At 67.4% G+C, this 12575-nt stretch carries 10 protein-coding genes and 4 pseudogenes; 8 read left to right on the top strand and 6 right to left on the bottom strand.

The window, feature by feature from the left end; translation table 11 throughout:
- Positions 1–79 precede the first annotated feature (79 nt).
- Entirely contained in the window at positions 80–1372 is a 1293-nt protein-coding gene (locus QJR12_RS11030) for a primosomal protein (protein WP_300581918.1), read from the top strand.
- A gap of 108 nt (positions 1373–1480) precedes the next feature.
- The gene (locus QJR12_RS11025) at positions 1481–2461 is read left to right on the top strand and encodes a VWA domain-containing protein (protein ID WP_300581915.1); all 981 of its coding nucleotides are present in this window, start codon (positions 1481–1483) and stop codon (positions 2459–2461) included.
- 20 nt (positions 2462–2481) lie between these two features.
- Here QJR12_RS11025 and QJR12_RS11020 read toward each other — a convergent pair whose 3' ends face one another.
- The 4 genes from QJR12_RS11020 to QJR12_RS11005 all read right to left on the bottom strand — a co-directional run bounded on the left by QJR12_RS11020 (position 2482) and on the right by QJR12_RS11005 (position 6351).
- Entirely contained in the window at positions 2482–3489 is a 1008-nt protein-coding gene (locus QJR12_RS11020; RefSeq protein WP_300581913.1) for a VWA domain-containing protein, read from the bottom strand.
- 83 nt (positions 3490–3572) lie between these two features.
- Positions 3573–4661 carry an adenosine deaminase gene (locus QJR12_RS11015; RefSeq protein ID WP_300581910.1) on the bottom strand — a complete coding sequence of 363 codons (1089 nt, stop codon included), beginning with the start codon at positions 4659–4661 and terminating at the stop codon, positions 3573–3575.
- Entirely contained in the window at positions 4658–5959 is a 1302-nt protein-coding gene (locus QJR12_RS11010) for a thymidine phosphorylase (RefSeq protein WP_300581908.1), read from the bottom strand. Before QJR12_RS11010 ends, QJR12_RS11015 begins: the two co-directional genes overlap by 4 nt.
- On the bottom strand, positions 5947–6351 hold the full coding sequence (locus tag QJR12_RS11005; protein WP_300581906.1) for a cytidine deaminase: 405 nt from the start codon (positions 6349–6351) through the stop codon (positions 5947–5949). The genes QJR12_RS11010 and QJR12_RS11005 overlap by 13 nt, the downstream gene beginning before the upstream one ends.
- A gap of 219 nt (positions 6352–6570) precedes the next feature.
- Between QJR12_RS11005 and sdhC the strand changes: the two genes are divergently transcribed.
- From sdhC to QJR12_RS10990, 3 genes and pseudogenes are all read left to right on the top strand, one after another.
- Positions 6571–6972 (top strand): succinate dehydrogenase, cytochrome b556 subunit, encoded by a 402-nt coding sequence (gene sdhC, locus QJR12_RS11000; protein WP_300581904.1) that lies wholly within the window; start codon positions 6571–6573, stop codon positions 6970–6972.
- Positions 6969–7377, top strand: a pseudogene (locus QJR12_RS10995) (succinate dehydrogenase hydrophobic membrane anchor subunit); the annotation flags it as partial. The gene sdhC and the pseudogene QJR12_RS10995, both read left to right, overlap by 4 nt.
- Positions 7354–8038, top strand: a pseudogene (locus QJR12_RS10990) (succinate dehydrogenase iron-sulfur subunit). The pseudogenes QJR12_RS10995 and QJR12_RS10990, both read left to right, overlap by 24 nt.
- 95 nt (positions 8039–8133) lie before the next feature.
- On the opposite strand, the gene QJR12_RS10985 reads toward QJR12_RS10990, so the two are convergent.
- Positions 8134–8445 (bottom strand): hypothetical protein, encoded by a 312-nt coding sequence (locus tag QJR12_RS10985; RefSeq protein WP_300581901.1) that lies wholly within the window; start codon positions 8443–8445, stop codon positions 8134–8136.
- A gap of 177 nt (positions 8446–8622) precedes the next feature.
- Between QJR12_RS10985 and QJR12_RS10980 the strand changes: the two are divergent.
- Positions 8623–9031 (top strand): annotated as a pseudogene (locus QJR12_RS10980) (hypothetical protein).
- Here the strand turns inward: QJR12_RS10980 and QJR12_RS10975 are convergent.
- A pseudogene (locus QJR12_RS10975) lies at positions 8970–9749 on the bottom strand (sigma-70 family RNA polymerase sigma factor); the annotation flags it as partial. The pseudogenes QJR12_RS10980 and QJR12_RS10975 sit on opposite strands and share 62 nt — an antisense overlap.
- A gap of 52 nt (positions 9750–9801) precedes the next feature.
- Between QJR12_RS10975 and QJR12_RS10970 the strand changes: the two are divergent.
- Together QJR12_RS10970 and QJR12_RS10965 are read left to right on the top strand one after the other, a co-directional pair.
- Positions 9802–11196 (top strand): aspartate aminotransferase family protein, encoded by a 1395-nt coding sequence (locus QJR12_RS10970; protein ID WP_300581898.1) that lies wholly within the window; start codon positions 9802–9804, stop codon positions 11194–11196.
- Between the two features lie 113 nt (positions 11197–11309).
- Complete coding sequence (locus QJR12_RS10965; protein ID WP_300581895.1) at positions 11310–12524, top strand: D-alanyl-D-alanine carboxypeptidase family protein; 1215 nt, start codon at positions 11310–11312, stop codon at positions 12522–12524.
- The last annotated feature ends 51 nt before the right edge of the window (positions 12525–12575 follow it).

Raw genomic sequence — 12575 nt, 5'->3', positions numbered from 1 at the left:
CGATCGGCGTCCGGGATCGGAAGCGGCCGGCCGCGGACTCGGTACCGGCGCGCGGCCGTCCGTCGCTATTCTGTGCCGCATGGCTGCTGAGCTAGTGCCCATCTGCTTGAGCCTGACCGCCGGCGACCGCTACACGTTGTGGGCACCCCGCTGGCGTGATTCCGGGGACGAGTGGGAGGCGTTTCTGGGTAAGGACGACGACCTGTACGCCTTCGAGACCGTCGCTGACCTGGTGGCTTTCGTGCGCACCGACACCGACAACGATCTGGTGGACCACCCGGCGTGGCCGGATCTGGCCAAGGCGAACGCACACAAGCTGAATCCGGCCGAGGACAAGCGGTTCGACTTGGCCGCCGTCGAGGAGCTGGTTGCGGAAAAGCCCACCGAGGAGTCGGTTGCGGCCCTGGCGGGCACGCTGGAGATCGTGTCGGCGATCGGGTCGGTCTGCGAGCTGACGGCGGTGTCGAAATTCTTCAACGGCAACCCGAGCCTGGGTTTGCTCGCCGGGGGAATCGACCATTTCACCGGCAGGGCCGGCCGCAAACGGTGGCACGGGATCGCCGAGATCATCGGACGAAGCTGGGACGATGTGTTGGCCGCGATCGACGGCATCGTGCGCACCCCCGATGTGGACGCGCAGCTCGCCGCTCGGGCGGCAGAGGAATTGGCAGAGCCCGTGGACGAGGGGGAACCGGACGGCGCGGACGACGAGTCGCTGACCGCCGAGGAGGACGAGACCCCGGTTGACACCGCCGATGACGCCAGGTCCCCCGAGGACAGCGAAACCACCCCCGCGACCGGTGAGGGCGTCGTGTTGGGCAGCGACGAGGACTTCTGGCTCAAGGTGGGTATCGACCCGATCCGGATCATGACCGGCTCGGGTACCTTCTACACGCTTCGCTGCTATTTCGACGACCGGCCGATCTTTCTGGGCCGCAACGGGCGGATCAGCGTGTTTACCTCCGAGCGGGCGCTGGCGCGCTATCTTGCCGACGAGCACGACCATGATTTGTCCGACCTGAGCACCTACGACGACATCCGCACCGCCGCGACCGACGGTTCGCTGGCGATCCAGGTCACCGACGAGAACGTCTACGTGCTGACCGGGCTGGCCGATGATCTCGCCGCCGGGCCGGACGCGGTGGACCGGGAGCAGCTCGACCTGGCCGTCGAGCTGCTCCGCGATGTCGGCGATTACGCCGAGGACACCACCGTCGACAAGGCGCTGCAGCCCGACCGGCCGCTGGGCCGGCTGGTGGCCTACGTCTTAGAACCCGACTCGGTGGGCAAGCCCGCGGCGCCGGATGCCCAAGCGGTCCGCGAATGGGAGGAACTCGAGCGGTTCGTGGAGTCGCGGCTAAGGCGCGAATAACGCCGCGATTGGGCCGCCGCGGCCGGCCATCGTTTGACGCCGGATCAAGATTGCTCTTTACTGGCGTCGCCAGCAGGAAGCTAGCAGAAAAGGGCGTCCCGACGAGGTATGACACTGCCAGGAATAGGCCCGCTGCCGCTGTCGGGGTTTCAGCGCCCGGGCATGGTGCTCTTCGGGCTGGTGCCGCTGGCCCTTCTGGCCGTCTATCTGATCACCCAGGCGCGTCGTCGGCAGCGGCTGCGCCGGTTCACCGAGGAGACTGTGCCGCAGTCGGCCTGGCGGCACCTACCCATCATTGTTTCGCTCGTCGGCCTGGCGCTGTTGACCGTGGCGCTGGCCACGCCCAGCCACAGCATCCTCATCCCGCGCAGCCGCGCCGTCATCGTGCTGGTGATCGACGTCTCGCCGTCGATGCGCGCGACCGATGTTCCGCCTGATCGCCTGCGGGCTGCCGAACGGGCCGCCGCCCGGTTTACCAGCCAGCTGACGCCAGGCATCGATCTCGGGCTTGTCGCGTTTGCGGGAACGCCGTATCTGCTGGTGCCCCCCACCGTGCAGCATCAGCAGACTTTGGCGGCACTGAAGAACCTCCAATTCGCCAACAGCACGGCAACCGGGGACGCGATCTTCACCGCCCTGCAGGCGATCAGCACCACGGCCACCGTCACCGGGGGTGGGCCGCTGCCGGCTCGCATCGTCCTGCTTTCCGACGGCGCCGAAAACGTTCCGGAAGACCCGAACAACCCGCACGGCGACTACACCGCAGCGCGGCTGGCCAAGACTCAGGGGGTGCCCATCTCGACGATCACGTTCGGCACCCGCACCGGCTCCATCGACTTGGACGGCCACCTGATCCCGGTGCCCGCCGACCCCGAGCAGATGAAGACCATCGCCCGGTTATCCGGCGGCCAGGCCTACACCGCCGGCAACATCGATGAACTCAACCAAAGCTACGACGCGATCCAACAGCAGATCGGATATCGCACGGTCCGGGGCCCTGCCAGCGCCGGCTGGCTGCGCCTGGCCGTCATCGCTGCGGTGCTCGCCACCGTGCTGGCGCTGGTGATCAACCGGCGCGTACCTACGTGAGTCTGATGAAGCAAGCCGTTTTACGACGGCAGCCTGCGGTTCAGCAGCAGACCCGCCAGCACGGCACCGGCCATCGCGATCGCGCCGAGCACAATCCACCCGAAGCTGGCATCCCCGTGCACGGTCTCGAAGCCGACTTGCTGCTGCAAGGTCGTGTAGACGCTATTGAGTGCCTCTAGGCTATCGGCGTGAAACGTGTGACCGCCGCTGATCTCGGAGATTTTCTGCAGCGTTTGGTCATCGACGGGCACCTTAAGGGTGGCGCCGTCATAGACGACGGTGCCGTTGGGCGTCCCGAAGGAGATCGTGGAGATCTGCACCCCTTCGGCTTTCGCCGCCCGGGCCGCGGTGAACGCCCCCTGCGGGGCGTTCGGGTTCATTGGCACGTTTTCGGCGCCATCGGAAAGCAGCAAGATCCGCGCGGGTGGTGGACCGGGGCCGCCGGGCATCACCGCGCCGACCGTGGCGATCGCCTGCAGCGCGGTGTAAATCCCCTCGCCGGTCGCGGTTTTCGGAGAAGGCTTGAGGCTTTTGATCGCCGCTTCCACGGCGCTGCGGTCGGTCGTCGGGGCAACCAACAGCGTCGCGGTGGCCGCGAACTCCACCAGACCGAGGCTGATACCCGGCGTGAGCTCCTCGCTGAACTGCGTAGCGGCCTGCTGCGCGGCGCCCAGGCGACTCGGTGCGACGTCGGTGGCCGCCATCGATTCCGAGACGTCCATCACCAACATCACCACCGCGCGGTGGACCGGAACCCGGATGTCGTGAGTCGGCCCCGCCATTGCGGTCGTCAGCAACACCAAAGACAGCACGAGCAGAAGCGTCGGGAGGTGGCGCCACCGACTGCGGTGATGCGGCGCGACCTGCTCCAGCACGTCCATGTTGGCAAAGCGCAAAGTCTGGCGGCGGCGAGTGAGTTGGACCGCCACATAAAGGCCGGCCAGCAGCACCACGACCAGCAGGAACAGGAAAAACCAGGGGTTCTCAAAGCCCGAAAGCGTCAACGGGCCCAGCAATGGCAACGTCATCGCCGTCAAGTACAGACCGCGCGGCGCGGCACGGTCAATGTGGTCGACAAGTGTTCACGCCGATGTCACGCCGATGGTGTGTGCTATCCGATCAGCACCGCGTACCGCGGCTTGATCACCTCGTCGATAATCGCCAACCGCTCATCGAAGGGGATGAACGCCGACTTCATCGCATTGATGGTGAAGCGCTCCAAGTCGCTCCAGCCATAACCGAACACCTGGGCCAACCGGTGCATCTCACGGCTCATCGACGTATCGCTCATCAACCGGTTGTCGGTGTTGATGGTCACCCGGAACCGGGCCCGGGCCAGCAGGTCGAACGGATGCTCGGCGATGCTGTCGACCACACCGGAATGCACGTTGGAGCTCGGGCACAACTCCAACGGGATTCGCTTGTCGCGCAATATCGACGCCAGCCGACCCAGTCGCACCGTGCCGTGGTCATCGACGTGGATATCGTCGACGATCCGCACGCCGTGACCGAGCCGGTCGGCACCGCAGAATGCGATCGCCTCGTGAATGGACGGCAGTCCGAACGCCTCACCTGCGTGAATAGTGAAGCGCGCGTTGTTGTCTCGCATGTATTCAAAAGCATCCAGGTGCCGGGTGGGCGGGTAGCCGGCCTCCGCGCCGGCGATGTCGAACCCCACCACCCCCTTGTCCCGGAACCGGATCGCCAGTTCGGCGATCTCCCGCGACAGTGCGGCGTGGCGCATCGCGGTGACCAGGCAGCGCACCGTGATGGTGCGGCCCTCGGCGGCCGCGGCCTTCTCGCCGTCGGCAAAACCCGCCAGCACGGCGTCGACCACCTCGTCGAACGACAGCCCGCGCTCGATGTGCAGTTCGGGGGCGAACCGCACCTCGGCGTACACCACGTTGTCGGCGGCGAGGTCTTCCACGCACTCGTAGGCCACCCGGTGCAGCGCCTCGGCGGTCTGCATCACCGCCACGGTATGGGAGAACGGCTCCAGATAGCGCTCCAGTGAGCCGCTGTAGGACCTGGTATGAAACCAGCGGCCCAGCTCCTCGACGTCGGTGGCGGGCAGCTCGTCGTAGCCGATCCGGCCGGCGATGTCCAGCACGGTGGCCGGGCGCAGCCCGCCGTCGAGGTGATCATGCAGCAGCGCCTTCGGCGCTTTCTCGATCATCTCCAGCGTCAGCGGTGTCGTCATGCGGTGATCCGATCGATGATCAGTGGCCGTCGCGCAGGCGGTGTGTCGCCGACGCTCCAGCCGCCCTCCAGCGCGGCCATCGCGGGCCCGAAACGCTCCGGGGTATCGGTATACAGCGTAAACAGCGGCTCACCGGCGACCACCGGTTCCCCGGGGCGCCGGTGAATCCGGATGCCGGCACCGGGCTGCACCCGCTCGCCCGGCCGGGCCCTGCCCGCACCCAGCCGCCACACCGTCATCCCCACCGCCATCGCGTCGATGTCGCCCATTGTGCCGCTCCGACCCGCGGTCACGGTCTCAGAACACGCACCGATCGGCAACGGTACCGACAAGTCACCGCCCTGCGCAGCAACCAACGCCCGGAAGCGGTCCATCGCGGTCCCATCGCGCAGCGTCTGCGCGGGATCACCGCCCGCGATGCCGCTGATCTCGAGCATCTCGCCGGCCAGCCGTAGCGTCAGCTCCACGACGTCGGGTGGCCCACCGCCGGCCAGCACCTCCAGCGCCTCGGCGACCTCGAGCGCGTTGCCGGCGCTGGCGCCCAGCGGGCAGGTCATGTCGGTCAGCAGCGCCCGGGTGGGCACCCCGTGCGCCGCGCCCAGCCGCACCAGGGTGTGCGCCAGCTCCCGACTCCGTGGTTCCGATTTCAGCAACGACCCGCAACCGACCTTCACATCGAGCACCAACGCGCCCGCCCCTTCGGCCAGCTTCTTGCTCATCACCGAGCTGGCGATCAACGGCAGGGATTCCACGGTGGCGGTGATGTCGCGCAGCGCGTACAGCTTGGCATCGGCCGGCGCGAGCCTCCCGGCCGCGAAGATGGCCGCACCGAGATCGCGGAGTTGTTGCCGGACTTGCTGATTGGACAGAAACGCGGTGAAGCCCGCGATCGACTCCAGCTTGTCGAGGGTGCCACCGGTGTGCCCGAGCCCCCGGCCGGCCGCCTGGGGCACCGCACCCCCGCAGGCGGCGATCACCGGCACCAACACCAGCGTGATCTTGTCGCCAACCCCGCCGGTGGAGTGCTTGTCCACCGTTGCCAGCGGCTTGCCGTCGCGGCGCAGATCGGTGAAGTCCAGCCGATCACCGGATGCCACCATCGCCGCCGTCCAGCGCGCGGTCTCACCGTAGTCCATGCCGCGCAGGAAGATCGCCATCAGCAGCGCCGCCATCTGCTCCTCGGCGACCTGCCCGTGGGTATAGGCGTCGATCACCCAGTCGATCTCGGGGTCGGAGAGCCGGCCGCCGTCCCGCTTGGTCCTGATCACCGTCGGTGCGTCGAAGCTCATGGGGACCACCGGGGCAGCTCGTCGGCTCCGAATGCGTCCGGCAGCAGGTCACCGAGCCGGCGGGGCCCGCCCGGGTGATCAATCAACAGCTGCGGCCCGCCGTGTTCGAGCAGCACCTGGCGGCACCGCCCGCAGGGGGTCAGCAGCGAACCCGCCGCATCGACGCACACCAGCGCCACCAGCCGGCCGCCACCGGTCGAGTGCAGGGCACACACCACCGCGCATTCGGCACAAAGACTCAGCCCGTAGGAGACATTTTCCACATTGCAGCCGATGACCACCCGCCGATCGTCGACCAACGCCGCCGCACCCACCCGAAACCGCGAATACGGCGCATAGGCTGCCAGTGCTGCTTGGGTTGCCTTGTCCCGCAGCAAATTCCAGTCAATCGCGTCGGTCATGATAGCAATGCCAGCCATCCTCTGAACACATCCGGCGGCGCCGTGAGGCCGTCGGTCAATTCCCACGGCCACCCTAACTTTGCCGCCGACGCGGGCGTCGGCGGCCGCGGCCGGTTCATCGAAACCGCCAATGGGTTTACCGTCCGCCCCGCGACACCCGTGGCGATCGCAAGCGCGGCGAAACCGGGCGCAGCGGGTCGCCATCATGACAGGAGGCTGATGACGGCGACGTCTGCTAGGCCGGCACCCCAGGTGCGCCGAAGCCTGTACCGGGGTGATCCCGGCATGTGGGCGTGGGTGCTGCACCGCATCACCGGTGCCACCATCTTCTTCCTGTTCGTGCATGTGCTGGACACCGCGCTGGTCCGGGTCAGTCCGCAGGCCTACAACGAAGTCATCGAAACCTACAAGACGCCGATCGTCGGGCCGATGGAACTTGGGCTGGTGGCCGCGGTGCTCTACCACGCGCTCAACGGGATCCGCGTCATTCTGATCGATTTCTGGACGCACGGCCCGCGCTATCAGCGGCTGATGTTGCGGGTGATCGGCATCATTTGGCTGCTGGTCATGGTTCCCGCGACGGTAGTGATCGGCATCCACATGATGGAGCGCTTCGCATGAGCACCACACGCCAGATCGCACCGGCGCTGGCGCGCAGCTACGACCGCCCCGCCGGGCTGGACAATCCGCGGGCGTCGCGTCACCGTGCCGGCATGCCCAACTTCGAGAAATACGCCTGGCTGTTCATGCGGTTTTCCGGCGTTGTCCTCGTGTTCTTAGCGCTCGGGCACCTGTTCGGATGCTGATGTGGGACGACGGTGTCTACCGCATCGACTTCAACTATGTGGCGGTGCGCTGCATTCGCCGTTCTGGCAGACCTGGGACCTGCTGCTGTTGTGGCTGGCGCAACTGCACGGCGGCAACGGTCTGCGCACCATCATCGACGACTATGCCCGCAAGGACTCCACCCGTTTCTGGCTGAACACGCTGCTGGGGGTGTCGATGGTGTTCACGCTTGTGCTGGGGCACCCGCCGCCGGTCCCCGAGAGTGCGGTGATGGTGACGCTGCGGATCGCCCGGTTCGACCCGGAGGACCGGGCAAGTACGCCGATACCGGCGGCTGGCAAAGCTTCCGGGTCCCCGGCCTGCCCAACGACCGGGTGCTCAACCTGCTGATGTACATCAAGGATTATCTCGACGGCACGCTCACCTTCCGGCGATCCTGCGCGCACGGTGTGTGCGGCTCGGACGCCATGCGGATCAACGGGGTCAACCGGCTGGCCTGCAAGGTGCTGATGCGTGCCGTTCTTCGACGCCTACCGCGCGGTGAAGCCGTACCTGATCACCAGCGGCAACCCGCCGACGGGAGAGCGCATCCAGAGCCCGGCCGACCGGGCCCGCTATGAGGACACCACCAAATGCATCCCGTGCGCCGCCTGCACCACCAGCTGCCCGGTGTTCTGGCATGAGGGCAGCTACTTCGGCCCGGCGGCGATCGTCAACGCGCACCGCTTCATCTTCGACAGCCGCGACCGAGGCCGCCGCCGAGCGCCTGGACATCCTCAATGACGTCGACGGGGTTTGGCGCTGCCGCGCCACGTTCAACTGCACCGAGGCCTGCCCGCGCGGCATCGAGGTGACCAAGGCGATCCAGGAGGTGAAGCGCGCGCTGATGTGCGCGCGCTGAGCGGGTGTCCACCATTGCGAGGTTGCAAGGACACGCCGCTGGCGCCGGTAACATCCGCCACGTCTGCCACGCGAGTCACCGCGCAGGTCAACATGCTATGTGCCCGGCTCTGAGCGATTTTCGGCGCGCAGTGCCAGCACCCGTTGATGGATGCGATGCTCCGTGCCACGTGGCATCCGCCCCGGACCGTAGCGGCCGCGCCCGAGCCGGCGCACGCGGCCCCGTCGCATTTCCCACCGCAACGCGTCCGACACCGATTTCGGCGCCGGCTGACCAACGTCGAAGCCCTGCGAGGCGAGCGCCTCGACCAGGTTGGTGATGGTCGCGGGACCGTGGTCAAACAGGTGCATCGTGAGTGTGTAGCGGAGTTCGATTCCACGCAAACGCAGGCGCCGCACGTCGTTCATCGTCAGACCATCGCATGCTGGTACGACATCAATCGCGAAATCGCTCGAAGGCGGGCAAATACCCACTTGACCTGAGCGGTGACTCGTGTGACAGATGAAGCACCAGTGCTGAAGCTGAACCTTCGGCTCAAGCTGCTGCGTGCCGTCACACATTCCGCGGCTACCGCGTCTGACGGTATGACACAGAAAACCCGCGTCGAACCCCTGTCCCCGCAACGCGCACCGCTGTGGATCCGCGCGATGTATCGGTACGCCAAACGACGCTTCGGTGAAGTCCCTGAGCCGTTCACCGTCGCCGCGCATCACCCGCGGCTGCTGGTGGCCAATGCCGTCCACAAGACCATGCTGGAAAAGGCGTCGAAGCAGCTGCCCGCGAATGTGCGTGAGCTGGCGGTGTTTTGGGCTGCCCGCAGCATTGGCTGCTCGTGGCGCGTGGACTTCGGGGCCATGCTGCAGCGCCTCGAGGGCCTCGACATCGAGCGGCTCACGAATGAATGCGGCGCTGGGCATCACCGAGCAGGGCTTCAGCTCCGGTGACGCGTGCCGGGTGCCGTGGGCGGACTCGACCTCATCGGAGAGCCGCTGAACTTATCCGGGTTGGCGATATCCCATAGGGCGCAAACCTTTTCGTCGTGCACCGTGATGGCGAGGATACGCGGCAGCATCTCCCGATACCCGTCGCCGGCCGGACTGCCCGCGGTGTAGAGACCCAGCTCGCCGTTGACCAGAGCCGGCTGGTTGGCCGTGAGAAACGCCGGGCCGTAGCGTCGCGCCAGGCCGAACAGGAACCGGGCCACCTTGTCGGGACCGTGAATGACCCGCGCCACCGTCGGCGCCTTGCCGTTCGAATCGCCGGTGAACGTGACGTCGGGATGCAGCAACGACACCACCGCGTTCAGGTCACCGGCGGCCATGGCGGCCATCAGCTTGCCGATCACCTCGTTGTGGGCGGGGTCCAGGTCCGGCGGTGGTTCGTTGGCCACCGCGCGACGGGCCCGCGAGGCCAACTGCCTGGCGGCCGCCTCGCTGGTTCCCAGGACGTCGGCGATTTCGTTGAACGGAATCGCGAAGCCGTCGTGCAGCACGAACGCCACCCGCTGACCGGGACTGAGCCGCTCCAGCACCACCATCGCCGCAAACCGCGCGTCCTCTCCGGCCACCACCGCCGAGAGCGGATCAGCGCCGTCGAGACCGGTCACCACCGGTTCCGGGAGCCATTCGCCGACATAGGTTTCGCGCCGGTGCGCCGCCGACCGCAGTCGGTCGAGAGCCAACCGGCTGACCACCGTGGTTAGCCACGCCCGCAGATCGCGAATATCCTGGTGCTCCGCCGCGGCCGGCGCAGCCCCAGGCAAGATGACTGGGATGGAGTTCCCTGATTTGTCGGCCCAGGCGGATCGCCACCTGTGGGGCCATTTCGCCCGCCACGGCGCGGGCATCACCCCGCCGATCATCACTCGTGGTGAGGGTGTGTGGATCTTCGACCACCGGGGCAAGAGCTACCTCGATGCGATGTCCGGGCTGTTCGTGGTGCAGGTCGGGTACGGGCGTGACGAGCTCGCCGAGGCCGCCGCCCGGCAGGCCCGCAGGTTGGCCTACTTCCCGCTGTGGTCCTATGCCACCCCGAGCGCGATCGAGCTTGCCGAACGTCTCGCGCGGTACGCCCCGGGTGACCTGAACCGGGTGTTCTTCACCACCGGCGGCGGCGAGGCCGTCGAAACCGCGTGGAAACTCGCCAAACAGTACTTCAAGCTGACCGGCAAACCCGGCAAATACAAAGTGATCTCGCGGGCGATCGCCTACCACGGCACCCCGCAGGGGGCGCTGGCGCTCACCGGCGTGCCGAAGTTCAGAGCACCGTTCGAGCCACTGACGCCGGGTGCGGTGAAAGTGCCCAACACCAACGTCTACCGCGCACCCGAACCGCTGGGCAGCGACGTCAAAGCCTTCGGACGGTGGGCCGCCGACCGGATCGCCGAGGCGATCGAATTCGAAGGCCCGGACACCGTGGCCGCGGTCTTCCTCGAACCGGTGCAGAACGCCGGCGGCTGCATCCCGCCGCCCCCCGGGTATTTCCAGCGGGTGCGCGAGATCTGCGACCACTACGACGTGCTGCTGGTCTCCGACGAGGTGATCTGCGCGTTCGGGCGGATCGGGTCGATGTTCGCCTGCTGCGATATTGGGGACGGCGGCTATCTGCCCGACATCATCACCTGCGCGAAGGGCCTGACGTCCGGGTACTCGCCGATCGGGGCGATGATCGCCAGCGACCGGCTGTTCGAACCGTTTGCCGACGGTGAGACGATGTTCGCGCACGGCTACACCTTCGGCGGACATCCGGTGTCGGCGGCCGTCGCGCTGGCCAACCTCGACATCTTTGAGCGCGAGGGCCTCAACGACCACGTTAAACGCAACGCCCCGCTGCTGCGCGCCGCGCTGGAGAGACTCTACGACCTGCCCCTCGTCGGCGATGTCCGCGGCGAGGGATACTTCTACGCGCTCGAGCTGGTCAAAGACAAGGCCACCAGGCAAACCTTCACCGCCGAGGAACGCCGGCGGCTGCTGCCTCAATTGTCCTCGGCGCTCTTTGCGGCCGGGCTGTACTGCCGCCTCGATGACCGCGGTGACCCGGTGATTCAGGTGGCACCCCCGCTGATCAGCGGTCCGGCCGAGTTCGACACCATCGAAGCCATCCTGCGCAGCGTCTTATCCGGTCGCGAAAGTGCAACTGCCGACGCGTTTCTCGAGTAACGCCGTCGTTGGACACACTCTCGCGGCCCGCCGCCTCACTATTCCCAGCTATTCCCAGCTGCACAGCGCGGCTCCGCGGGATCCGGGCGTTCATCGCCTAGTCTGCACAGACGATGACTACTCCACGCGTCGCATCCTGCCTGGCGGCAACGGTTTTGCTGGCGTTCTCGCTGCCGGCCATGCCGGGCGCAGCCGCCGAACCCGATGCGGCGCCTGACGGCTGCCCCTACAAGGTCGCTACCCCGCCCGCGGTCGACACGTCAGAGATCCCCAGGGCCGGTGACCCGCCTCTTCCGCTGCCGGTGCCCGCGACCCCGGTCGGCGGCACCGCGCTGGGTGGCTGCGGGGTGATCACCGCCCCCGGCACCCCGCCGGTGCCCGGGGATGTGTCCGCCGACGCCTGGCTGGTGGCCGATCTGGACAGCGGCGCCGTCATCGCCGCCAAAGATCCGCACGGGCGTCACCGTCCGGCCAGCGTCATCAAGGTGCTGATCGCCATGGCGACGCTCAACGAGCTCAACCTCAACACCACGGTGGCCGGGACCGCCGAAGACGCGGCGGTCGAAGGAACCAAGGTCGGCGTGGCCCCCGACGGCACCTACACCGTCAACCAGTTGCTGCACGGGCTACTGATGCATTCCGGCAACGACGCCGCGCACGCCCTGGCCATGCAGCTCGGCGGCATGCAGACCGCGCTGGAGAAGATCAACACGCTGGCCGGCAAGCTCGGAGGACGCGACACCCGGGTGGCGACACCGTCCGGGCTGGACGGTCCGGGCATGAGCACCTCGGCCTACGACATCGGCCTGTTCTACCGCTACGCGTGGCAGAACCCCACCTTCGCCGGCATCGTCGCGACCCGGACATTCGATTTCCCCGGCCACGGCGATCACCCCGGCTACCAGCTGGAAAACGACAACCAGCTGCTGTACAACTATCCCGGCGCGCTGGGCGGCAAAACCGGCTACACCGACGACGCCGGGCAGACGTTCGTCGGCGCCGCCAACCGGAACGGGCGCAGGCTGATGGCGGTGCTGCTGCATGGGACCCGTCAGCCGATTCCGCCCTGGGAACAAGCGGCGCATCTGCTGGATTACGGGTTCGCTACCACGCCGGGCACCCGGGTCGGGACGCTGATCGAACCTGATCCGGCGCTGCTCGCCAACAAGCCCGGCGCCGACGGGATCCGCGACGCCGCCCCGGGCGGCGCGATCGCATCGCCCGCCGATGCGCTGCCGGTGCGGGCGGGAGTGGCTGTCATCGGCACGCTGATCGTGTTCGGATTGATGACGCTCGCGCGCTCCATGAACCGCCGACCCCAGCACTGAGCCCGAGAGCCCGATCGTCCGGGCCCCACCACCGCGGCACCCGCCGGTTAG

The sequence above is a fragment of the Mycobacterium sp. genome (assembly GCF_029961025.1).
In the GTDB taxonomy this organism is placed as follows: domain Bacteria; phylum Actinomycetota; class Actinomycetes; order Mycobacteriales; family Mycobacteriaceae; genus Mycobacterium.
Note: the sequence above shows the minus strand (reverse complement) of the source record. Positions and strands in the feature narration are given on the sequence as shown.

Coding starts and splice junctions, on each gene's coding strand:
- QJR12_RS11030 (WP_300581918.1), top strand. CDS start 80: ATGGCTGCTGAGCTAGTGCCCATCTGCTTGAGCCTGACCGCCGGCGAC.
- QJR12_RS11025 (WP_300581915.1), top strand. CDS start 1,481: ATGACACTGCCAGGAATAGGCCCGCTGCCGCTGTCGGGGTTTCAGCGC.
- QJR12_RS11020 (WP_300581913.1), bottom strand. CDS start 3,489: ATGACGTTGCCATTGCTGGGCCCGTTGACGCTTTCGGGCTTTGAGAAC.
- QJR12_RS11015 (WP_300581910.1), bottom strand. CDS start 4,661: ATGACGACACCGCTGACGCTGGAGATGATCGAGAAAGCGCCGAAGGCG.
- QJR12_RS11005 (WP_300581906.1), bottom strand. CDS start 6,351: ATGACCGACGCGATTGACTGGAATTTGCTGCGGGACAAGGCAACCCAA.
- sdhC (WP_300581904.1), top strand. CDS start 6,571: ATGACGGCGACGTCTGCTAGGCCGGCACCCCAGGTGCGCCGAAGCCTG.
- QJR12_RS10985 (WP_300581901.1), bottom strand. CDS start 8,445: ATGAACGACGTGCGGCGCCTGCGTTTGCGTGGAATCGAACTCCGCTAC.
- QJR12_RS10970 (WP_300581898.1), top strand. CDS start 9,802: ATGACTGGGATGGAGTTCCCTGATTTGTCGGCCCAGGCGGATCGCCAC.
- QJR12_RS10965 (WP_300581895.1), top strand. CDS start 11,310: ATGACTACTCCACGCGTCGCATCCTGCCTGGCGGCAACGGTTTTGCTG.